This is a genomic window from Streptomyces sp. ActVer (genome assembly GCF_027270795.1).
Taxonomy (GTDB): Bacteria; Actinomycetota; Actinomycetes; order Streptomycetales; family Streptomycetaceae; genus Streptomyces; species Streptomyces umbrinus_A.
The window spans coordinates 44,069-65,683 of sequence record NZ_JAPWHT010000005.1; the positions used below are offsets into that span (position 1 = coordinate 44,069).

The following is a 21,615-nucleotide window of genomic DNA, read 5'->3' on the forward strand; positions in this document are numbered from 1 at the left end:
GCCCGCCTGCCCGGTGGAGTGCTCCGAGCTCACCCTCATCCCTCATGACGACGGCATTCCCACGCCGTCGTACGGCATCGGGCTGCGCGGACGTACGCGCTCCCTAGACGGATAGGACACCCCGCACATGAGCCGTACCAGAACAGCAATCCTCGCGGCGATGGCGCTGGTCGCCGGCACCGCGGGCGCCGCCGTCGCGGCGATACCCCCGGATGTCGGCGTGGCCGCCATTCCCTGCACCGTCGACTACAAGGTGCAGAACCAGTGGGACTCCGGCTTCACCGCCGCGGTCACCGTCACCAACAACAGCGCGGCCAAGTCGAGTTGGGCCGTGAAGTGGTCGTACGCCGGAAACCAGAAGGTCACCAGCGGCTGGAACGCGAATCTCAGCCAGAGCGGCACCGCCGTCACCGCGGCCAACGAGAGCTACAACGGCACCCTGGGGACCGGGAGTTCGGTCAGCTTCGGCTTCAACGGCACCTACAGCGGCACCAACGCGCTGCCCACCACGTTCACCCTGGACGGCGTGACCTGCAACGTCGACGACGGTGGCAGCGGTCCCGGACCCACGGACCCGCCGGGCCCTGGCGCCAAGGTCGACAACCCGTACGCGGGCGCCAAGGTGTACGTGAACCCGGAGTGGAAGGCGAAGGCCACCGCGGAAACCGGGGGCAGCCGGATCGCCAACCAGCCGACCGGCGTATGGCTCGACCGGATCGCCGCCATCAACGGCGTGAACGGCGGCATGGGCCTGCGCGCCCACCTGGACGCGGCGCTGGCGCAGAAGGGCTCCGACGAACTGGTCGTCCAACTGGTCATCTACAACCTGCCGGGCCGTGACTGCGCGGCCCTGGCCTCCAACGGCGAACTCGGCCCGACGGAGATCGACAAGTACAAGACCCAGTACATCGACCCGATCGCGGCGATCCTCGCCGACAGCAAGTACGCCGGTCTGCGGATTGTCACGACCGTCGAGATCGACTCGCTGCCGAACCTCGTCACGAACGTCTCGCCGCGCGTCACCGCCACCGCCAACTGCGACACGATGAAGGCGAACGGCAACTACGTGAAGGGCGTCGGCTACGCGCTGAACAAGCTCGGCGACGCGCCCAACGTCTACAACTACGTGGACGCCGGACACCACGGCTGGCTCGGCTGGGACGACAACTTCGCACCCTCCGCCGCCCTGTTCAAGGAGGCCGCCACCGCCGAGGGAGCGACCGTCGCCGATGTGCAAGGCTTCATCGTGAACACCGCCAACTACAGCGCCCTCAAGGAGAACCACTTCACGATCAACGACTCCGTCAACGGCGCGTCGGTCCGTACGTCGAAGTGGATCGACTGGAACCGGTACACCGACGAGCAGTCGTACGCGCAGGCCATGCGCAACCAACTGGTCTCGATCGGCTTCCCGTCCGGGATCGGCATGCTGATCGACACCTCCCGCAACGGCTGGGGCGGCACGGCCAGGCCCACCGGTCCCGGGGCGACGACCAACGTCGACACCTACGTCGACGGGGGCCGTTACGACCGGCGCATCCACCTCGGCAACTGGTGCAACCAGTCGGGCGCCGGTCTCGGCGAACGGCCGCAGGCCTCACCGGCAACCGGCATCGACGCGTACGTGTGGATGAAGCCGCCGGGTGAGTCGGACGGGTCGAGCACCGCCATACCCAATGACGAGGGCAAGGGTTTCGACCGGATGTGCGACCCGACGTACACCGGGAATCCGCGGAACAACAACAACATGTCGGGCGCGCTGCCGAACGCGCCGCTGTCCGGTCGCTGGTTCTCGGCGCAGTTCCAGGAGCTCATGAAGAACGCGTATCCGGCACTGTGACGCTCCGCTCGGTGCGGCTGGTCGGCTCGGCTGGTTGTTCGCCTGCGGGCTGAGTTCGGCTGGTCGCGCAGTTCCCCGCGCCCCCTTTTGGGGCGCGGGGGACTCTTTGCTGTTTCCGCAAGGCGAGTAGCTGTTCTGGGGAGGTGGTAGCACGCTGTCCGTATCCCGGACGAGAGGCTTGGAACCATGGCACACGACCACGGACAGCACGGACAGCACGATGAACACGGTCACGAACACGGCCACGGTCACGCTCACACGCACACCCACATCGACTTCGCCGAGATGCTTCCGATGCTGGAGCAGGAGGCCGAGCTGTTCACGCCGCTCTACGCGGAGGCGGCCGGCTGGCTGCGGGAGCGGCAGCCGGACCCCGAGATGATCGTGGACGCGGGCAGCGGTCCCGGTGTCATCTCCTGTCTGCTCGCCGACACGTTCCCCAAGGCACGGGTCGTCGCCGTGGACGGTGCCGGGCCCCTCCTGGATGCGGCCCGCGCCCGTGCCGCCCGCCTCGGGATCGCCGACCGCTTCAGCACACTGGAGGCCGAACTCGGCGACGGGCTCGGCGACTTGGAGTACCCGGCCGATCTTCTCTGGGCCAGCCGGTCCCTGCACCACGTCGGCGACCAGCGGGCCACCCTCGCCGGATTCGCCGAGCGGCTCGCGCCCGGCGGGGTCCTCGCCCTGCTGGAGGGCGGCCTGCCCTCGCGCTACCTTCCGCGCGACATCGGCATCGGCCGGCCCGGTCTGCAGTCCCGGCTGGACGCGGTCGAGCAGGAGTGGTTCACGCGGATGCGGCGTGAGCTGCCGGGGGCCGCCGAGGAGACCGAGGACTGGGCCGGCCTGCTGACGGCCGTCGGCCTGCGGCATGCGGCGACCCGTACGTTCCTGCTCGATCTGCCCGCGCCTCTGTCGGAGGAGGGGCGCGCCTTCGTCGCGACCGGCCTCGGCCACCGCAGGACCGGGCTCGCGGAGGGCCTTGAGCCCGATGATCTCGCTCTGCTCGACCGGCTTCTCGACGCGGACGACAAGGCGAGCGTGTATCACCGGCCCGATGTGTTCGTGCTTGCCGCGATGACCGTGTATGTCGGGGTGAAGGCCTAGTTGACATCGAGTGCTCTCCAAGTGATGGACTCCGGGCACTTCGTGACGGACACGACACGGACACGGCTTGGGGGAACTCATGACTGACTCACCAGTGGCGCTGATCACGGGCGGCGGCAGCGGGATCGGCGCGGCGGTGGCGCGGCAACTGCTCGACGCCGGGCACCGGGTGACGGTGACGGGGCGCGGGGAGGAGCGGCTGCGCGGGTTCGCCGAACAACTCGGCGACCCCGAGGGGCTGTTGACGATCAGGGGTGACGGCGGCGGACTACGACCACGTCCAGGCTGCCGTCGAGGCGACGGTGAAGCAGTTCGGACGGCTCGACACCGTCGTCGCCAACGCCGGGTACGCCACGCACGACACCGTCGCCGAGGGCGATCCGGCCGAGTGGCGGGGCATGGTGCTGACCAATGTGCTCGGTCCCGCGCTGCTCATCCGGGCGTCGATCGACCAGTTGAAGGAGACGCGGGGGCGGATCGTGCTCGTCGGCAGCGTCGCGGGCCACATCCACGGGCCCGGCAACATCTACGGAGCGACGAAGTGGGCCGTGACCGGCCTCGCCGAGAACACCCGGCGGCAGGTCACCGAGTACGGCGTGGGCGTGACCCTGATCTCGCCCGGCCGGGTGGAGACACCGTTCTGGGACAACTACGGCAGCCTGCCGCCCGGGCATCTGCTCACCTCGGACCAGCTCGCGGAGTCGGTCGTCTGGGCGATCCGGCAGCCGACCGGGGTGGACGTGAACACCGTCGTCGTACGGCCGATCGGCCAGCCGGTCTGAGCAGCCGCGCTGAGCCGGTCCGAGTCGGGGGACATGAGAGGCCGGTCCGGCCCGCGGCAGGATCCGCGGGCCGGACCGGCCTCCGTCAGCTCGCCGGTTCGTACGCTTGGCGATTCGTCAGTCCGCCGGTTCGTCGGTTCTCAGTTGTTTGATTCCTGGGTGTTCTTCAGGAACTGCTCCGCCAGCGCCTCGCCGAGAGCCGCCGTTGCCTCCTGGTCCTCGATGGGGGAGACCCGGGAGTCGGTGAAGACGATGTACGTCACTCCGGAGGCCGCGCCGCCGGTCGCCGGGTCGGGATTGATGCCGAGGGCGCGAGCCGTGGCGTACGAGGCTTCGCCGATGATCTTCGTGGGGCCGGTGTCACCGACGACCGCGTACTGGACCTTGTCGCCGTGGATCACCGCAGCCACGCTGCCGCCCCTGATGCCGGAGCTCGTGTAGTTCCAGATGCCGCTGGGGCCGGGCACCACGACGTACGGGAGTTCCTCGGAGTTCAGCGGTCTGCCGTTGGACTGGTGGAAGGCCGTCTGGTCCTGGAACCACGGATCGGTGCGCTTGTTGCACTCGGTGGTGACCTGGCCGTCGCAGTCGATGTCCATGTCGGCCTTCCAGAAGACCGCGCCGTTCATGCCGCACACGGGGACGGTGGCCGGCGCGCCCACGTCGAGACTGTACTTGCCGTTCGAGATCTGCGAGCAGGAGGTCATCTCGGCGAGGAGGCCGGCGGCGGTGACCCTACCCTCCGGAGCCTGTACGGGGGCGGCGCCTGCCGGGAGGGTCGCGGCGGCGATCAGCGCGGTGCCGGCGGCTGCGGCGGCGAGGGTCAGTGTTCGAGTGCGCACTGTGGGAGGACCCTTCTGGGCCTTGGGGACGTCACGCGGCGGGGCGACGTGCATCCGACGTGTAGGGGGACATCGACGGGGACATATGTGTGCTCGCTGAACGGGTACTCGGGCGAGCCTGACCGATCCCCCTCGCATCGGCGAGGATGCCGCGCCTTGTCTCACCCGCCCGCCGCATCCACGACACCGTGTCGGCCCCGAACACACCGAACACATGACGAAGCCGCCGCCCGAGCGAGTCGGGCGACGGCTTCCGGTGCCGCGGGTCGTGCGACCGTTTCGTGCGACCGTACGGTCAGTCGTTGACGTTCGCCGGGTTCGAGCCGACCCGGCGGTCCTCGTTGAGCGCGCTGATCGCGGCGATGTCCTCGGTGTCGAGGGAGAAGTCGAAGACGTCGATGTTCTCCTTGATCCGGGACGGGGTCACGGACTTGGGGATCACCACGTTCCCGAGCTGGACGTGCCAGCGCAGGACGATCTGGGCCGGCGTGCGGTTGTGCTTCTGGGCGATGGCCACGATCGCCGGGACCTCCAGCAGGCCCTTGCCCGAACCGAGCGGGGACCAGGCCTCGGTGGCGATGCCCTGCTGCGCGTGGTACTCGCGGGACGCGTGTTGCTGGAGGTGCGGGTGCAGCTCGATCTGGTTGACGGCCGGAATGACGGACGTCGCGTCGATCAGCTTCTCCAGGTACTCCGGAAGGAAGTTGGAGACACCGATCGACTTGGCGCGGCCGTCCGCGTAGAGCTTCTCGAAGGCCTTGTACGTGTCGATGTACTTCTCCTTGGCCGGCATCGGCCAGTGGATGAGGTACAGGTCGACGTAGTCGAGGCCGAGCTTCTCCAAGGACGCGTCGAAGGCGCGCAGTGTCGAGTCGTATCCCTGGTCGGCGTTCCAGAGCTTGGTGGTGACGAAGAGATCCTTGCGGGCGACGCCGGAGGCGGCGAGACCCCTGCCGGTGCCCTTTTCGTTGCCGTAGATCGCCGCGGTGTCGATGCTGCGGTACCCGGCCTCCAGCGCGGTGGCGACGGCCCGCTCCGCCTCGTCGTCCGGCACCTGCCAGACCCCGAAGCCCAGCTGGGGCATCTCGACGCCGTTGTTCAGGATGATCGGGGGGACCTTGCTCACGAGCTCTCGATCCTTCAGTCGTCGGGTGGTACTCCCATCGTCAACGATCACGGGCCGTCGCGCATTCCTGTGCTGTTTTTCGGTCTTTTCGGTCCCGTGCCTGCGCCGAGCGAATGGGAGATTGGCCGGAAACCTACCCGGGTTCACAGGTCCGAACCATTGACCGCGTCCTGTCATGCCGAGGACTCTTTGCATGTTGGTGAACGGGGTGCACGTATATGAACCCGACGACGAGGATGAGGGACCCATGACCCCCACACGTAGGAACCTGTTCGGCGCGGCACTGGGCGGCGTGGCCGCCGCGGCCGTCGGTTCACCCGCTCTCGCGGCACCCGCCGCGTCCTGGCAGCTGAAGTGGTCCCCGTCGGCGCGCACCGACGGGCTCGGCGCTTTCGAGACCCTGGAGGACGACCGCGCGGACTCGCACCCCGCGGCCTCCCCGCACATCTACGCCACGGGCGACAACTGGCGCTTCAACATGCACACCGTCGACCGCGACACGTCGACGGACCGCCAACGGCACGAGGTCACCGGCCTGCGCAACGGCTCCGGCAGCAACTACCTCAAGTGGACCGAGGGCCAGACCTGGCGGGTGACGTACTCGATGTACATCCCCAGCTCCCTGAAGGCGACCACCACCTTCACCCACATCATGCAGATGAAGCAGCCCGGCACCGGCAGCTCGCCGATCGTCGTGCAGTCGCTCCGGCGGGTGAACGGCGTGCAGACCATCGAGCTCAAGCTCTTCGAAAGCGACATCCTCGTCGGGCGTACGAACCTCGAACCGCTGCACAACAAATGGATCGACGTCGACTTCCAGATCAAGGTCGGCAACGGCCCGGCCGGTTCGGTCCGCTGGATCCTGAAGAACGGCTCGACGACGGTCGTAGACGCGTCGCGCACGGGCGTGGACACGTTTCTGGCCGACCGCGTGCGCCCCAAGTGGGGCATCTACCGCTCCCTCGGCGACACGTCAGGGTCCCTCCAGGACTGCTATCTGCTCCTCTCGAACATGCGGGGGTACCAGTTGGTGTGAGTCGTCAGTCCGCGGTCGTGCCCAGGTACGCGTCCCGCACCCGCCGGTCGGCGTGGACCTCCGCGGGGGTGCCCTCGGCGAGGAGGCGGCCCAGGTCGAGTACGACGATGCGGGCGGACAGTTCCATGACGAAGGCGACGTTGTGCTCGACGAGGAGGACGGCACAGCCCTCCTCCTCGGAGAGCCGGCGGATGACGGACGACAGATGACGACGTTCGTCGGCCGTCATCCCGGACGCGGGCTCGTCCAGCAGCAGCACCCTGGGCGGGTCCGCGACCGCCCGCGCCAGTTCGACCATGCGGGCCCGGCCCACCGGCAGGGCGCCGGCGTAGCTCTCCCCGAGGCCGTCGAGCCCGCAGGTGCGCAGGACGGCGGCCGCCCGGGCCCGGCGGTCCCGCTCGTACGTACGTCGTGTCGGGGACGCCAGCAGATCGGCCGCGAGTCCGCCTCCGCCGCCGCGCCACTCCTGGGCCACCACCAGGTTGGCGGCCACGGTGAGCTGGCCGAACAGCTGCTGGCGCTGGAAGGTACGGCGCATTCCGTGGCGGGCGCGCCACACGGGGGAGCGGCGGGTGACGTCCGTTCCGTCGAGGTGGACGCGGCCCTCGTCGGGGCGCCGGATGCCGGAGAGCACGTCGAAGAGGGTCGTCTTTCCGGCACCGTTGGGGCCGATGAGCCCGCAGATCTCCCCGGGACGGAGAGTGAGGCTCACATCGGCGAGCGCCCGGATGCCGCCGAAGCGGACGCCGATGCCGGTGGCCTGGAGGGCGGGGGGTGTGGTGGGTTCGGACGGTACGGAGAGCGCGGGGGTGCTGCTCATGGCCGGACCCCTCCCCGGGTCTGGGACGGGATGGTCGGGTTCATGGGGGACGTGGGGCCTGGATCGGTATCGGGGGTGGGGTCGGGACCGGTATCGGGTTCGGGCGTGGCCGCCAGGCCCAGATACGCCTCCGTCAGCCGGGCCGTCTCCACGGATGCCCGAGGACCGCACCACGTCACCCGCCCCTGCGCGAGGTACGCGACCGTGTCCGCGACTCCCAGCGCCTCGGTCGCCTTCTCCTCGACCAGGAGCAACGCCGTTCCTGTGTCGCGGAGTTCGGTGAGGAGGCGGAACACCTCCTCGACGATGCGCGGGGCGAGGCCGAGGGACGGTTCGTCCGCGATCAGGACCTTCGGGGGGCGTTGGAGGAGCGGGGCGAGGGCGAGCATCTGCTGTTCGCCTCCGGAGAGGGATCCTGCGGGCACGCCACGTCGTCCGGCGAGGCCGGGGAACCGCTCGTACACGGCTTCGCGCTGGTCCTTCTCCCTCAGGTACAGGGCGAGGTTCTCCTCGATGGTGAGCGCCGGGAAGATGCCCCGCCCCTCCGGTGCCAGGACCACCCCGGCGCGCGACCGGCGTACGGCTCCCTCGCGGGTGGCGTCGCGCCCGGCCACGTACACCTGGCCGCCGAGCGGACCGAACAGGCCCGCCGCGACACGGCAGGTCGTCGATTTCCCCGCCCCGTTCGGGCCGAGGAGCGCGACGATCTCGCCGGGGTGTACGGCGAGGTCCACCCCGTGCAGGACGGGCGCGCCGTCGTATCCGGCACGGACGGCGCGGAGTTCGAGGGCGGGCGGTTCGGCGGGGGAGGAGGATGCGGTCGGCGAGGCACCGGCTTGGGCGACGCCGACCGGACCCTCGCTCGGGGCTTGGGACGCGTCGGCCAGATTCCCGCGGGACGCCTCGGAGGCGTCGGCCGGGCTCCCACTCGGCGCCCCGGAAACCCCCGCCCCGTCGCCGCTCCGCGCCTCGACCGGACCTCCCGCCACGCCAGTTCCCGATGCAGGCTCGGCGCCCGTCACACCACTCGCCGACCGCGACTCCGCCCCAGCCCCGGCCATCGCATCTGCCTTTGACCCCGCCCCGGCCCCAGCCGGCCCCCCACGCACCAACCGCCTCCGATGCACCCGCACGGACACCGCCGCGCAGTACCCGTCCGGGTCGTTCGCCAGTGCCAGGCCCGCCAGGCCGAAGAGGATCACGGGGAGGTGGACGGACTCGGTGACGTAGTCGGAGACGAGGTGCGGTACGAGGGCGTAGACGAGCCCGGCGACGACGGCGAACTGCGGGCGACGCAGACCCGCCGCGACGACCACCGCGAGCCAGATCAGCCCCGTCATCGCGGTGAAGTCGGTAGCGGTGACACGGGTGTTGTAGGACGCGTACATCACGCCGCCGAAGCCCGCGAGCCCGGCCGACAGGGTGAACAGCACCAGCTTGGTACGGACGACAGACACGCCGGAGGCCATCGCGGCCGCGGGTGCCGAGCGCACCGCGAGCATGGCCCGCCCGGACGGCGAGCCGCGCAGCGCGCTGAGCGCGGCGACGGCGGCGGTGACCAGCACGAGCAGTGCGACGCCGAACGCCCGGTCGTCGTTGAGATCCACCGGACCGAAGACCGGCCGGGGGATCGACCACCCCGTGTCGCCGTTCCTCAACCAGCCGATCTGGAAAAGGACCTGGTCCGCCAGGAAGGCGAGCGCGAGGGTCGCGAGGGCGAGCGAGCGGCCGCCGAGCCGCAGCGCCGGAAGCGCCACCAGGGCACCGAGTACGGCAGCCGCGCACGTCCCCACGGCGGCCGCGGCCACGAACGGCCAGCCATGACTCATCAGCAGCCCCGCCACCAGCGCCGCCCCGGTCACGAAGGTCGCCTGGGCCAGCGACACCATCGCGCCGAGTCCCGTCACCACGGTGAAGGAGACGAACACCAGGGACAGGGCGAGCCCTTGGGCGAGGATGCCGCTCCAGAAGGGAGTCGTCACCGTGTAGAAGGCCGCCGCGAGCAGCACGGCGGCCGCTGCCCACGGTCCCCACCGCCGAAGCCGGGAACGGCCCGCCAGATAGTCGACCGGCGGCGCGTCCACGGCCGCCGTCCCCGCCGTACGGCTGCGCCGTGTCATCAGCAGCAGCCCGGCGAAGAGGATCAGGAACGGCACTGCGGTACGGAATCCGGTGATCCGCTCGGCGAAATTCGCGTACCCGGCGACCAGGTTCTGCAGCACCCCCAGCCCCAGCCCGCCCGCGAACGCCAACGGGACGGAGACGAAGCGGCCGAGCACCGCCGCCGTCGCCGAGACGAAGAGGAAGAGCGTGAAGTCGTGGGCCGACAGGCCGAGAAGAGGGGTGGCCAGGACACCCGCCAGGCCCGCGAGCCCCGACGACAGCATCCAGGCGATCGACGACAGCCGGTCCGCGCTCAGCCCGCGCAGCTCCACCAGCGAACGGTCGTCGACGGCCGCCCGGAGCTTCAGCCCCAGCGGGGTGTGCCGCATCAGGATCCAGAGTCCGACGGCCACCACGGCCGTCGCGACCCAGGTGATCAGCTGGTCCGAGTCGATCCCCACGCCGTCCGTCAGCTGCCAGGATTTCGCGGGACTCGGCCCGACACCGGGCAGTCCGAACTGGTTCTCGGCCGGTTTCACCGACGCGCCCGCGTCCTCCAGCAGCTCGACGATCCACAGCCCGAGCGCGGGCAGCGCCACCAACAGCCCGATGGTGGCGACGATCTGGGCCGTCTCACCGACCCGCGCCAGCTTGCGGAACATCAGCCGGTCGAGCCCCCAGCCCAGCGCGGGTGCCGCCACACAGACCAGCAGCACGGCCGTCGGGACGGCGGGCCATCCGAAGCCCGAGTGCAGCTCGTAGAAGGCGAGCGCGCACAAGTAGGCGGTCGCGCCGTGGGCGAAGTTGAAGAGGCCCGAGGCCGAGTAGGAGAGCACCAGACCGGTGGCGAGCAGCGCGTACAGCGCACCCGACACCAGTCCGCTCAGTACGAATCCGAGAAGGTCAGCCATGCCGAGTCCCCAAATCCCCAAAACTCCAGGTCGTCAAGTCGCCTTCGGCCGCGCCCACTTGCCTACTTGAAGGGGATCGGCGGATAGCACTCGAAGGGCGACGAGACGGCGTACTTCCCGTCCTTGAGCTGGACGAGCGCCCCGCAGCCGAACGACTCCTTCTGCCCCTTGGGCTCCGCCCGGTCGCCGACCATCGTGCCGGTGTCCGAGAACCCGTCCGCCGCCTTCTGGAAGGACGCCACCGTCAGGTCCTTGCCCGCCTTCTCGGCGATGGCGAGGAAGAGATCGGCCGACATATAGCCCGTCATCATGTGCATGTTCAGGGGCACGTCCTTGCCGGCCGCCTTCCTGATGTCCTCCTTGAACTGCGTCATCGCCACGCTGTCCTGCTCGAACGGCTGGAACGACAGCAGGACATGGACCCCGTCGAGCGCCTTCCTCGTCGCGCTCTTCCCGAGCAGCCCGGGGTCGTAGTCGGTCGGATCGGTGAGCAGCCCGGAGTACCCCGTGCGCTTGATCGCCGTGAACAGGCCGATGTTGTACGGGGTCTGCATCACGGAGACGACCGCGTCCGGCGCCTTGCCGCCGTTGCTCCGCAGGATCTCCTTCGTGTACGCCGACCAGTCGTTCGGCACGGAGGTCGCGGGCACCGACGGCTTCGCGAAGGTCACCTTGAATCCGGCCGACGCGAAGCTCTGCTTGTACGTGCGGATGGCGAACGTCCCGGCGTCACTGTCGTTGGCGAGGATCGCCACGCTCTTGCCGGCCGAGCCGCCCAGCACCTTCTTCAGGCCCTCGGGCCAGGTCTGCGAGATGGTGCCGCCGGGCATCGGCACCATGCAGCCGCCGAAGCCGTAGATGTACGTGGGCCCGCAGAACGACGGCAGCGTGCCCCAGCCGAAGGTGGGGACCTTCTGCTTCTGCAGGAAGTCCGCGCCGGAGAACGTCGTCGAACTCATCGGCGCGATCGCGAACACCTTGTCCTGCTGGACGAGTTTGCGGGCCGCCGTGAGGTTCTTGGCCGGATCCTGGCCGTCGTCCTCGGCGCCCAGGTAGTCGATCTTCCGCCCGTTCACACCGCCTTCGGCGTTCGCGCGGTCGAAGCGGGCCCTGGCCCCGAGGTCGGTGTCCTTCTTCGAGTACCCGCTGGCGGTGGTCATCGAGACGATGCCGCCCACCTTGACGGAGGTGTCGGAGACTCCGCGTACGGAGTCCTCGGCCTCCGAACTCCCTGTGGTGGACGCGGAGTTGCAGGCGCTCGCCAGCAGAAGTGCGGTTACGGCCACCGCGGCGGCGATGGTACGGGTCGGTCGCGACACGGTCGGGTCCCCCTCCGTCGGGTGACCGAAATGATCCGTGCGATCTGACGACCCGTCAATATCTGACGCATCGATACCTGACGATCCATCAGGAAAGGGTGAGGTGAGACGTGCCCCTTCAGGGGCGCGGGGAACTGCGCGACCAGCCACCCCCGACCCGCAGCTCGCACACGACGCGGTCGCCCGGCGCGCATCGGCCGTCAGGCCCGATAGAGGGCCTCGACCTCTGCCCCGTACGCGTTCTCGATCGCCTTGCGCTTCAGTTTCAGGGAGGGCGTGAGCAACCCGTGTTCCTCGGTGAACTGGTGGGCCAGTATCCGGAACGTGCGGATCGACTCGGCCTGGGAGACGAGGGTGTTCGCGGCGACCACGGCGCGGCGCACCTCGGTCTCCAGGTCGGGGTCCCGCACCAGCTCCGACGGAGACAGCTGGGGCTTGTCCCGCATCTGCAGCCAGTGTTCGACGGCCTCCCCGTCGAGGGTGACGAGCGCGGCGATGTACGGCCGGTCGTTGCCGACGACGATGCACTGCGCGACCAGTGGATGGTCGCGCACCCGCTCCTCCAGGATCCCCGGCGAGACGCTCTTGCCGCCGGAGGTCACCAGGATCTCCTTCTTGCGCCCGGTGATGGTGAGGTAGCCGTCCTCGTCGAGTGCGCCGAGGTCACCGGTGGCGAGCCACCCGTCGTGCAGCGCCGCGTCGGTGGCCTTCGGGTCGTTGAGGTAGCCCTGGAAGATGTTGGCGCCGCTCAGCCAGATCTCGCCGTCGTCCGCGATGTGCACGGTCGTGCCCGGGATGGGCTGCCCGACGGTGCCGTACCGGGTGCGCTCGGGCGGGTTGGCGGTCGCGGCCGCCGTGGACTCGGTGAGCCCGTACCCCTCGTAGATCTGCACGCCGGCGCCCGCGAAGAACAGCCCGAGCCGCCGGTCCATCGCCGAGCCGCCGGACATCGCGTGCTTGATGCGACCGCCCATCGCGGCACGGATCTTGGAGTAGACGAGCTTGTCGAACAGCTGGTGCTGTACCCGGAGCGACGCAGAGGGCCCAGGGCCGATGCCCCACGCCTTCGCCTCCGCCGCGTCCGCGTAGCGCACGGCGACCTCGACGGCCTTCTCGAACGGGCCCGCCCTGCCCTCCCGCTCCGCCTTCCTGCGTGCCGCGTTGAAGACCTTCTCGAAGATGTAGGGCACCGCGAGGAAGAACGTCGGCTGGAAAGCGGCCAGATCAGGCAGCAGGGCCGCCGCGTTGAGCTGTGGCTGATGGCCGAATTTGACCCGCCCTCGGATCGCCGCGACCTGCACCATCCGCCCGAAGACGTGCGCGAGCGGCAGGAACAGCAGAGTTGCCGCCTGGTCGCCGCGCTTGGAGTGGAACAGCGGTTCCCAGCGCTCGGTGACCGTGTCCGACTCGGACATGAAGTTCGCGTGGGAGAGGACACAGCCCTTGGGGCGGCCCGTCGTTCCGGACGTGTAGATGATCGTCGCCGTCGACTCGGGCGTGACCGCCCGCCGGTGCCGGTGGACCACCTCGTCGTCGATGTGCCCGCCGGCCTCGTACAACTCCTGCACCGCGCCGGTGTCCAGCTGCCACAGCTTGTGCAGTGTCGGCAGCCGGTCGATGACCGTGGCGATGGTCATCGCGTGGTCCTCGTGCTCCACCATCGCGGCCGACACCTGCGCGTCGTGCAGCATCCAGAAGACCTGCTCGGCCGACGAGGTGGGGTAGATGGGCACGACCTGCGCGCCGATCGACCACAGCGCGAAGTCGAAGAGGGTCCACTCGTAGCGCGTACGGGACATGATCGCGACCCGGTCGCCGAACCGGATGCCGTGCGCCAGCAAACCCTTGGCCAGCGCCAGGACCTCGTCCCGGAACTCGGCGGACGTCACATCGCGCCACTGGCCCTCGTCGTCCTTGCGGCCGAGCGCGATGTAGAGCGGATCCTCCTGGGCATGTTCGAACACGGCATCGGCCAGGCCGCCCACCGGCGGTGCCGACGCCAGGGGAGGGTTGGTGAACTCGCGCAATCCCCGCTCCTTGTGGTGCTCCACAGCGCCGTGAAAGCTACCCCACCACGCTCCACGGCGGGAGGGGCGCCGAATCCGTGTGAGGGCGGGGGTACGCACTGGTCAACCGTTGAAATACGGCCACAAGGGTGCTGGCCGGGACAGAATCCTTACTCTTCCGTAAGTTTCGGACCCGTAATCTCCACGGAATCTGTACGACCCGCTTACCGGTTGGCTGAGCCGGCTGGGCGGGGCGGGCGTTTGGGGTGCCTGTCGTGGGTGACGTGCGGGTTCGTCCGGGCTGAGCGCGCAGTTCCCCGCGCCCCTGAGGGCGCCCCTTCGGGGCTGCCCCAGGAGCGTCGGGCCAGGTCAGGGGCGCGGTGCCGGGACCCTCTCCTCCCGGATCGGGCTGTCGAGCGGCGAGGGCCGGCGTGGGCGAGGTGCGCGCACCAGCACCAGGATCAGCGCACCGGCGAGCGTTCCCGTCACACCCGCCACCACAGTTGCCGTGTTCAGGCCCGAGGCGAAGGCCGCGTGGAGGGTGTGGGACGAGAAAGTGCCCCGCAGGGCCTCCGCGCCGCCGCCCGCGAGACCGCCGTCAGCGGTCCCCATGTACGCATCCTCAACAACTCCTCGTCGTCCCACGGCACGCGCCGGGCGAGCCGCGCCCCGCATTCCTCGTACGCGCCGTGCCTCCCTCGTACGATGGGACGCCGCCGGACGATCCAGGTGATCGGCGACGAAATGACGGCAGATACCGACACGGAAATGCGGTCCACCGATGGAATCCCCCACCTTCGACACGCTCGACGTGGAACTCCTCCACGCGCTGGAGATCGACGGACGCGCCCCCTTCAGCCGCATCGCCGCCGTCCTCGGCGTCTCGGACCAGACCGTGGCCCGCCGCTACCGCAGGCTGCTCTCCGAGGGCGGGCTGCGGGTCGTCGCCGTACGCAACAACAGGAAGCTCGGCCGGGAGGACTGGATCCTCCGGCTGCGCTGCGCGCCGGACGGCGCCGAGACCATCGCGAACGCCCTGGCGCGCCGCCCCGACACGGCCTGGATCGGCCTCACCTCGGGCGGCACGGAGGTCGTCTGCATGACCCGGCCGCGTACCGCGGGCGACCAGGACGACCTGCTGCTCGGCAAGCTTCCGCGGACGCCGCACATCGTGGAGATCCGGGCCTTCCAGCTGCTGCACACGTTCTTCGGCGGCCCGGTGGGCTGGCTGGTCAAGCACGGGCCGCTCACCGGTGAGCAGGTCGCCGCGTTGCGTCCGGCGCCGGTTCCCGATGCCGGGCCCGCACGGATCGCCGCCGAGGACGAGCCGCTGGTCGCCGCCCTCGAACGGGACGGCCGTGCCACGTACCCGGAGTTGCAGCGGGCCACCGGGCGGTCGGAGTCCGCCGTCAAGCGGCGGCTCGGCCAACTGCTCGGCTCCGGTGCGCTGTTCGTCGACATCGAGTACGACACCGCGCTGGTCGGGTTCTCCGTCGGGGCCATCCTGTGGATCACGGCGGCGCCGGGGGAGATGGACGCGGTGGGGAGCGCGCTGGCCGAGCACGAGGAGATCGCCCATGCGGCGGCGACTGCGGGCCCGTCCAATCTGGTCGCCACGGTGGTGGCGCGGGACACCGCCGCGCTCTATGCGTATGTGAGTGGGAAGCTCGGGCGGCTTGAGGGGGTGCAGCATGTGGAGACGTCGCCGTTCCTGCGGCGGGTCAAGCAGCTGACTTATCAGCAGCGGACGCGGTAGCGCTCCGCGGGGTGCGTTTTATGTCTGCGGGTGCGTTGTGGCCGGGCGCGCCCACGCGGCGGAGCCGCATGATGTGACAGCCCCGCGCCCCTTACGGGGCGCCTCGGTACAGCCTGCTTCCGCCCGCCAGGATCGATGTCGCCAACGCGTCCGCCGCGCTCTTCGCCGGCGTGTGGCGTTTGGCGTGTACGAGGACGAAGTCGACCTCGCCCAGTTCGGGGAGACCGGCGCGGTCGGGGATGCGGACGAGGCCCGGTGGGACGAGGCCGCGGGAGTGGGCCATGACGCCGAGGCCCGCCCGGGCGGCCGCGATGAGACCGTTGAGGCTGCCGCTGGTGCAGGCGATGCGCCAGGCGCGGCCCTGGCGTTCCAGCGCCTCCAGGGCTAGGGCGCGGGTGATGCCCGGCGGCGGGTACACGATCAGCGGGACCGGACGCTCGGGGTCCAGGCGGAGCCGCTCCGCGCCGATCCAGATCAGGCGGTCGTGCCAGACCAGTTCGCCGCGCGGGTCCTCGGGGCGGCGCTTGGCCAGCACCAGGTCGAGCTTCCCGTCGGCCAGTTGTTCGTGCAGGGTGCCCGAGAGCTCGACCGTCAGCTCCAGGTCGACCTCCGGGTGGTCGTGACGGAAGCCCTCCAGGATCTCGGTGAGGCGGGTGAGGACGAAGTCCTCGGAGGCGCCGAAGCGCAGACGGCCGCGCAGCCGTGTTCCCGTGAAGAACGCCGCCGCCTGCTCGTGCGCCTCCAGGATGCGGCGTGCGAAGCCGAGCATCGCCTCGCCGTCCTCCGTCAGCTCCACGGAGTGGGTGTCCCGCGAGAACAGCTGCCGCCCGGCGGTGTCCTCCAGGCGGCGCACATGCTGGCTGACCGTGGACTGGCGCAGCCCGAGCCGCCGGGCCGCCTGCGTGAAGCTCAGCGTCTGGGCCACCGCCAGGAACGTACGCAGCTGTGAAGGGTCGTACACACCTCTCAGGCTATCGCGATTCGTGATGACAGTCAGAGTGGTATGACGGATTCCCGATCAAGGGTCCGAGGAGGACGATGGAGAGGGCACGAACCAGCACTGAACCGCCGCACTGAACCGACTGAGCAACGGAGCACCGTGAAACGCCTGAAGTGGCCGTCCTGGCTGCCGATCGACCCGTACATCCTGCTGCTGCTCGGGACGGTGGGGCTCGCCGCCCTTCTGCCCGCCCGGGGGACCGGAGCCGAGGTCGCGTCCGGCGCCTCCACCGCGGCGATCGCCTTCCTCTTCTTCCTCTACGGGGCCCGCCTGTCCACTCGTGAGGCGATGGATGGCGTACGGCACTGGCGGCTCCACATCACGGTCCTGGCCTGCACGTTCGTGTTGTTCCCGCTGCTCGGACTGGCGGCCCGCGGCCTCGAACCGGTGCTCCTGAACCACTCGCTCTACACCGGTCTGCTCTTCCTCACCCTGGTCCCGTCGACGGTCCAGTCCTCGATCGCCTTCACCTCGATGGCGCGCGGAAACGTTCCGGCTGCGATCTGCGCGGGTTCCTTCTCCTCCCTCGTGGGCATCGTGGTCACCCCGCTGCTCGCGGCGGTGCTTCTCGGCAGCAGCGGGGGCGGGTTCTCGGCGGACTCGCTGCTCAAGATCGTGCTGCAGTTGCTGGTGCCGTTCCTGGCCGGGCAGTTGCTGCGGCGCTGGATCGGCGGCTTCATCACGCGACACAAGAAGGTCCTCGGGTACGTCGACCGCGGCTCGATCCTGCTCGTCGTCTACACCGCGTTCAGCGAGGGCATGGTGCAGGGCATCTGGCACCAGGTCAGCCCGCTGCGCCTGGGCGGTCTGCTCGCGGTCGAGGCCGTGCTGCTCGCCGTGATGCTGGCGCTCACCTGGTACGGCTCGAAGGCGCTCGGCTTCAACCGCGAGGACCGCGTCGCCATCCAGTTCGCCGGGTCGAAGAAGTCCCTGGCGTCCGGACTGCCCATGGCGAGCGTGCTGTTCGGCGCCCACGCCTCGCTGGCCGTCCTGCCGCTCATGCTCTTCCACCAGATGCAGCTCATGGTCTGCGCGGTCATCGCCAAACGCCGCTCCCGAGACCCCGAGGCGGAGCGGCCCGTCACCCCGGCCCCAGCCGCAGAGTCACGAATCGCGGTCGGTACAGGGACACGTTCCGGCTGAGGTTGGCCTGCGCCGAGACCCCGCCGTTCGCGTCCAGCCAGTTGACGTCGTAGCTGAGCACGAGTTTGCCCCGGCTCACCGTCGGATGGAGCTGCGGGTTGTACGCGGCCACGCCCGCCCCCTGCTCCGGCAGAGGCGGGCTGAAGCCCTTGCCGGGCCCGTGCCAGGGCCCGGTGGGGGAGCACGCCCAGTACGAGGTGATGGTCGTCAGCCCCTCGGCGCCCGCCGCCATCGTGAACAGCACATACGTGCCCCCGTCGCGGGCGACCGTGAAGGCACTGCCCACTCCCTTCCGCCCGCCGTCGCCCAGCACGGGCTTCATGAGCGAGGGGATGGTCCACCGCTTGCCGTCCCAGTACCTCCACGCGCCGGGATCCGCGAGCCGGCCCCGGGGCACGCGCGCGACGTACGCCTTCGACGCCGGCTGGGCGGCCGCTCGTGCGTCGTCGCCGCCGAAGACGTACGTCCAGTCCCCGTCGTCGGTCAGCGCGGTCGTGCCGAACAGGACCCGCTTCGCCGGGTCCTGGACCCGCTGCTGGTCGAGCACCCGCACGATGCCTTCGAGCCGCAGGTCGGGCAGCGAGAGCGTGGCGACCTCGGTGGCAGTCGGCACGCCGTAGATCCAGGGGTACGTGCCGGTCGTACGGGTCCACAGCACGACCCGTACGACCTGCTCGGACGAGCCGGGGGAGCGGGGCTCGACGCGGGCGGCCACCGGCCAGCGCCACTGGCCCGGGGCCGCGTCCGCGAACAGCGGTGCGGGCAGTGTGCGTTGGAGACGGCCGTCGTCCATGACCACGGCCGAGTTGCGCACCAGGGGCGCGGTCGTGTCCCGCCACGCGTAGGACTCGCCCGCCGGGTTCGGCGGACGGTACACCTGACCGAGATACGTGTCCGAGAACAGCCACAGCACCCGGCCGTCCGGCAGCCGCACCGAGTGCGTGCCGTCGCCGCCGGTCCAGTCGTCGGCCCGCGAGGCGTCGTCCCCGTACCGCGCGAACTCGCCCGTGAGATCCCGGTCCGCGGCCCAGGACGTGACGGTACGGGCCTGGCAGGCGCCCTCCCGGTCCTCGTCCTCCGGGAGGGCGGTGAGCAGCACGGCGCCGAGGACCAGGGCCAGGAGCAGGCCCAGCCCGGTCCCCGTGCGCTGTCGTGCTCGTGCGTCGTCGGGCACGCCCGGGACGTTAGTGGCTGCCGCTCACCCGGTCCATGGGCAGCCACAGCACGGTGTCCCGGGTCACAGGCGCGTCGCTCGTGCGGACGCCGGTCAACTCGGCGTCGCTCAGCGCCCGGTCGTAGACCCGGACGTCGTCGATCGCGCCGGTGAAGTGCGCCCGGCTGTCCAGCTTCTGCCCGATGTGCACACCGAACGGCGCGTTGCGGCTCACGGAACCCGGCACGTCCGCGGTGCCGATCGGGGTCCCGTCGATGAACAGCGTGAGCTGTCCACCGCCGCGGCGCAGCGCCAGATGGTGCCACTCGCCGTCGTTGTACGCGCCGGTCGTGCGCACGGACGCGGACCGCGGGGCGCTCGCGCCGTCCCGCACGGTGATCAGCCCCTGGATACGACCGCTCGCGGGTTCGCCGCGCAGCCACACCTGCGGCTGGGTGCCGCCGACCCCGCCCATCCACAGCAGGGGCTGCTCACCGGTGGTCGCGGTGTAGCGGAACCAGAGCGACGCGGTGAAGTCCTTCGTCCCGAGCGGCAGTTGGTCACGGTAGGGCAGGCGTACGGCGTCGTCTGTGCCGTCGAACTCGAGGGCGCCGCCGAACACGCCGTCCGTCTGCCTGGCCCCGCCGAGGACCGCCGCGCGAGGCGCGCGTGGAGCACGGTCGACGGTGGTCGGGTCGGGGCCGCGGCGGGGTTGCAGCCAGTCCTCGGTGAACCGCGCGAACCGGATCTCGTCGCGCGCGTCCACGGCGCCGCCCTCGTACATCAGGCCCACCGTGCTGCCGCCGATGCCCACCATGTCCGAGTAGCCGGACCAGTCGGTCGTGACCACCGTGCCGCGGTCCACGCTGTCCCAGGTACGCCCGCCGTCGTAAGAGGAGCGGATCATCATCGTGCGGCGGCGGTCCGGGTCGCCGGGGCAGGCGAGCAGGATCCGGTTTCCCAACCGCAGCGTGGAGCCCTGCACCTGGGGCGTGTAGAGGTCCGGGAGCGCACGGAAGGGCGAGGTGAAGCTGTCGCCGCCGTCCCGGCTGAACGCCTGGGTGCGGTGCCCGAGATCGGTGCCGTCCTGCTCGCGGCCGCTGACGAGGATCGTCCCGTCGGCGCCCTCGGTCATCGTCATCTCGGACGGCTTCTGCCGGAACGTGCCGTCGTCCGCGATCGGCCACGAGTCCGTCGCCCCGATCCGCCAGTTGTCGCCGCCGTCGTCACTGACGATGAGTGCGGCATGGTTGGCGCTGACCCTCCCCCAGCCTCCGGCCGGGGGGACCCCCATCTCGCTTCGCTCGCCGTTCCACGTCTCGGTGTTGACCCCGAAGACCAGCCGGCCCGCGTGCCTGCCCCGGGTCAGCTGGATGCCGTGGACGGGACCGGTCGCGTACCAGGAGTTCCAGCGGGCGGGCAGGATCTCGTCGCTGAGGTCGCGCGGCTCGGACCAGGTGCGGCCGTCGTCGTCGCTGTGCTGCATGTGCGGGGTGCGGTCGCACGGCACATCGCAGTTGCGGCCGTCCGTGCGGCCCGTGTTGTACGTCTCCGCCAGCACGATGCGGCCGGTCTCGCGGTCCACGATCGGGGCGGGGTTGCCGTGCGTGTCGCCCGCGCCCTCGTTGACGACCTGGAGCGGGCCCCAGGTGCGGCCGCCGTCGGTGGAGCGCTTGAGCACGATGTCTATGTCGCCTGCGTCGCTGCAGTCGTTCACCCGGCCCTCGGCGAACGCGAGCAGCGTGCCCTTCGTGGTCTTCACGACGGCCGGGATGCGGTAGCAGGCGTAACCGGGATCCTGGGAGGCATTGAAGAGCACCTGCTGCTCCAACCCGGTGGGGGCGGTGGACGCGGAAGCCGCGGCGGACGCGGAAGACGCGGTGGACGCGGAAGACGCGGTGGACCTCGCGGATTCGGCGCGCCCGTCGGCCGGTTGGGCGTGCGCGGTGCCCGGCAGCCCGAGCAGTGCGGTCGAGACGAGAACCGCTGTCAGGGTGGAGCCGAGGCGTGCGCGAGCAGTGGATCTGAGACGTGCGCGAATGCTTGACGGCATGGTGCGACCTGCCCTTCATGCGTCTGGACATCTGGATACGTCTGGACATCTGGACATCCCACGTCCAATGTGCGCGCCACAGACGCTACTTGGGCTCTCAGGCACCCCACAAGAAGCGTGCACGGGTCGTGCCGGGGGAAGTTGGCGCACGGCGGACGAGGGCTCGGTGCCGCTTGGTGGTGTGCGCCTCCCCTCGGCGGTCGGGCGGTTCGCGTTCCGGCGGTCGGGCGGGTTCCCTTCCGTGGTCCCGGGAGCCCGCCCGGAGACTGTGGAACACCCGGTGCCGCGGGCGGGCGACGACGCGGGCCGGGCTAGGCGAGTTCCCTCCGTCGGAGCAGCGGCGGCGGCACAGGGAGGAGCCCCGCGGGTTCGGGGGCGGGGGCGGCCCCGCCGTTTCGGCGGCAGACCAGCGCGTCCGGGTCGCCGGCGGGCGCCTGGAGGCTGTAGCCGTCCGGGCAGGAGGGGCCGGGGTCGCCCTTCTCGCCCTTGGGGCCGGGATCCCCCTTCGGGCCCTGATGGCCCTGGGAGCCGTCGGCGCCCGCAGGACCCGGCTCGCCCGGCTCTCCGGAGGGTCCGGCCGGGCCGGGGGGGCCCGACGGTCCGGGCGGGCCGCTCTCGCCG

General features: G+C 70.4%; 15 protein-coding genes and 2 pseudogenes. 6 read left to right on the top strand and 11 right to left on the bottom strand.

The window, feature by feature from the left end:
• Nucleotides 1-127: 127 nt before the first annotated feature.
• The 3 genes and pseudogenes from O3Q52_RS01890 to O3Q52_RS01900 all read left to right on the top strand — a co-directional run bounded on the left by O3Q52_RS01890 (nucleotide 128) and on the right by O3Q52_RS01900 (nucleotide 3,726).
• On the top strand, nucleotides 128-1,840 hold the full coding sequence (locus O3Q52_RS01890) for a glycoside hydrolase family 6 protein (RefSeq protein WP_269647012.1): 1,713 nt from the start codon (nucleotides 128-130) through the stop codon (nucleotides 1,838-1,840).
• Nucleotides 1,841-2,026: 186 nt separating this feature from the next.
• Nucleotides 2,027-2,944, top strand: a complete 918-nt coding sequence (locus O3Q52_RS01895; protein WP_269647013.1) for a trans-aconitate 2-methyltransferase — start codon at nucleotides 2,027-2,029, stop codon at nucleotides 2,942-2,944.
• 79 nt (nucleotides 2,945-3,023) lie between these two features.
• A pseudogene (locus tag O3Q52_RS01900) lies at nucleotides 3,024-3,726 on the top strand (SDR family oxidoreductase).
• Nucleotides 3,727-3,866: 140 nt separating this feature from the next.
• Here O3Q52_RS01900 and O3Q52_RS01905 read toward each other — a convergent pair.
• A complete protein-coding gene (locus O3Q52_RS01905) occupies nucleotides 3,867-4,568 on the bottom strand; it encodes a glycoside hydrolase family 75 protein (protein WP_269647014.1) in 702 nt (233 codons plus the stop codon).
• A 295-nt stretch (nucleotides 4,569-4,863) separates the two neighbouring features.
• Nucleotides 4,864-5,652 (bottom strand): aldo/keto reductase, encoded by a 789-nt coding sequence (locus O3Q52_RS01910; RefSeq protein ID WP_269647026.1) that lies wholly within the window; start codon nucleotides 5,650-5,652, stop codon nucleotides 4,864-4,866.
• Nucleotides 5,653-5,941: 289 nt separating this feature from the next.
• On the opposite strand from O3Q52_RS01910, the gene O3Q52_RS01915 reads away from it, so the two are divergent.
• A complete protein-coding gene (locus O3Q52_RS01915) occupies nucleotides 5,942-6,730 on the top strand; it encodes a Tat pathway signal sequence domain protein (RefSeq protein ID WP_269647015.1) in 789 nt (262 codons plus the stop codon).
• Between the two features lie 4 nt (nucleotides 6,731-6,734).
• Here O3Q52_RS01915 and O3Q52_RS01920 read toward each other — a convergent pair whose 3' ends face one another.
• The 5 genes from O3Q52_RS01920 to O3Q52_RS01940 all read right to left on the bottom strand — a co-directional run bounded on the left by O3Q52_RS01920 (nucleotide 6,735) and on the right by O3Q52_RS01940 (nucleotide 14,501).
• Nucleotides 6,735-7,550, bottom strand: a complete 816-nt coding sequence (locus O3Q52_RS01920; protein ID WP_269647016.1) for an ABC transporter ATP-binding protein — start codon at nucleotides 7,548-7,550, stop codon at nucleotides 6,735-6,737.
• Entirely contained in the window at nucleotides 7,547-10,564 is a 3,018-nt protein-coding gene (locus O3Q52_RS01925; protein WP_269647017.1) for an ATP-binding cassette domain-containing protein, read from the bottom strand. The genes O3Q52_RS01920 and O3Q52_RS01925 overlap by 4 nt, the downstream gene beginning before the upstream one ends.
• A 62-nt stretch (nucleotides 10,565-10,626) precedes the next feature.
• Nucleotides 10,627-11,883, bottom strand: a complete 1,257-nt coding sequence (locus O3Q52_RS01930; RefSeq protein WP_269647018.1) for an ABC transporter substrate-binding protein — start codon at nucleotides 11,881-11,883, stop codon at nucleotides 10,627-10,629.
• A 200-nt stretch (nucleotides 11,884-12,083) separates the two neighbouring features.
• The gene (locus O3Q52_RS01935; protein WP_269647019.1) at nucleotides 12,084-13,910 is read right to left on the bottom strand and encodes a long-chain fatty acid--CoA ligase; all 1,827 of its coding nucleotides are present in this window, start codon (nucleotides 13,908-13,910) and stop codon (nucleotides 12,084-12,086) included.
• A gap of 348 nt (nucleotides 13,911-14,258) precedes the next feature.
• Nucleotides 14,259-14,501, bottom strand: coding sequence for a hypothetical protein (locus O3Q52_RS01940; RefSeq protein ID WP_269647020.1), 243 nt, complete (start codon nucleotides 14,499-14,501; stop codon nucleotides 14,259-14,261).
• A gap of 169 nt (nucleotides 14,502-14,670) precedes the next feature.
• Here O3Q52_RS01940 and O3Q52_RS01945 point away from each other — a divergent pair, with 169 nt between their 5' ends.
• The gene (locus O3Q52_RS01945; protein ID WP_269647021.1) at nucleotides 14,671-15,645 is read left to right on the top strand and encodes an Lrp/AsnC family transcriptional regulator; all 975 of its coding nucleotides are present in this window, start codon (nucleotides 14,671-14,673) and stop codon (nucleotides 15,643-15,645) included.
• A gap of 91 nt (nucleotides 15,646-15,736) precedes the next feature.
• Here the strand turns inward: O3Q52_RS01945 and O3Q52_RS01950 are convergent, their stop codons facing one another.
• Complete coding sequence (locus O3Q52_RS01950) at nucleotides 15,737-16,606, bottom strand: LysR substrate-binding domain-containing protein (protein WP_269647022.1); 870 nt, start codon at nucleotides 16,604-16,606, stop codon at nucleotides 15,737-15,739.
• A 138-nt stretch (nucleotides 16,607-16,744) separates the two neighbouring features.
• On the opposite strand from O3Q52_RS01950, the gene O3Q52_RS01955 reads away from it, so the two are divergent.
• Nucleotides 16,745-17,788: a bile acid:sodium symporter family protein gene (locus tag O3Q52_RS01955; RefSeq protein ID WP_269647023.1), complete on the top strand. Its 1,044-nt coding sequence runs from the start codon at nucleotides 16,745-16,747 to the stop codon at nucleotides 17,786-17,788.
• Here O3Q52_RS01955 and O3Q52_RS01960 read toward each other — a convergent pair.
• From O3Q52_RS01960 to O3Q52_RS01970, 3 genes and pseudogenes are all read right to left on the bottom strand, one after another.
• On the bottom strand, nucleotides 17,727-18,962 hold the full coding sequence (locus tag O3Q52_RS01960) for a DUF4185 domain-containing protein (protein ID WP_269647024.1): 1,236 nt from the start codon (nucleotides 18,960-18,962) through the stop codon (nucleotides 17,727-17,729). The two genes, O3Q52_RS01955 and O3Q52_RS01960, sit on opposite strands and share 62 nt — an antisense overlap.
• Nucleotides 18,963-18,972: 10 nt before the next feature.
• Nucleotides 18,973-20,994 carry a sialidase family protein gene (locus O3Q52_RS01965; protein ID WP_269647025.1) on the bottom strand — a complete coding sequence of 674 codons (2,022 nt, stop codon included), beginning with the start codon at nucleotides 20,992-20,994 and terminating at the stop codon, nucleotides 18,973-18,975.
• A 311-nt stretch (nucleotides 20,995-21,305) separates the two neighbouring features.
• Nucleotides 21,306-21,615, bottom strand: a pseudogene (locus tag O3Q52_RS01970) (collagen-like protein); the annotation flags it as partial.

Bases quoted from the DNA above. Each gene is read 5' to 3' on its own strand.
- O3Q52_RS01895 (WP_269647013.1), top strand. From the start codon at position 2,027: ATGGCACACGACCACGGACAGCACGGACAGCACGATGAACACGGTCAC.
- O3Q52_RS01915 (WP_269647015.1), top strand. From the start codon at position 5,942: ATGACCCCCACACGTAGGAACCTGTTCGGCGCGGCACTGGGCGGCGTG.
- O3Q52_RS01940 (WP_269647020.1), bottom strand. From the start codon at position 14,501: ATGGGGACCGCTGACGGCGGTCTCGCGGGCGGCGGCGCGGAGGCCCTG.
- O3Q52_RS01925 (WP_269647017.1), bottom strand. From the start codon at position 10,564: ATGGCTGACCTTCTCGGATTCGTACTGAGCGGACTGGTGTCGGGTGCG.
- O3Q52_RS01945 (WP_269647021.1), top strand. From the start codon at position 14,671: ATGGAATCCCCCACCTTCGACACGCTCGACGTGGAACTCCTCCACGCG.
- O3Q52_RS01965 (WP_269647025.1), bottom strand. From the start codon at position 20,994: ATGCCGTCAAGCATTCGCGCACGTCTCAGATCCACTGCTCGCGCACGC.
- O3Q52_RS01890 (WP_269647012.1), top strand. From the start codon at position 128: ATGAGCCGTACCAGAACAGCAATCCTCGCGGCGATGGCGCTGGTCGCC.
- O3Q52_RS01910 (WP_269647026.1), bottom strand. From the start codon at position 5,652: ATGCCCCAGCTGGGCTTCGGGGTCTGGCAGGTGCCGGACGACGAGGCG.
- O3Q52_RS01920 (WP_269647016.1), bottom strand. From the start codon at position 7,550: ATGAGCAGCACCCCCGCGCTCTCCGTACCGTCCGAACCCACCACACCC.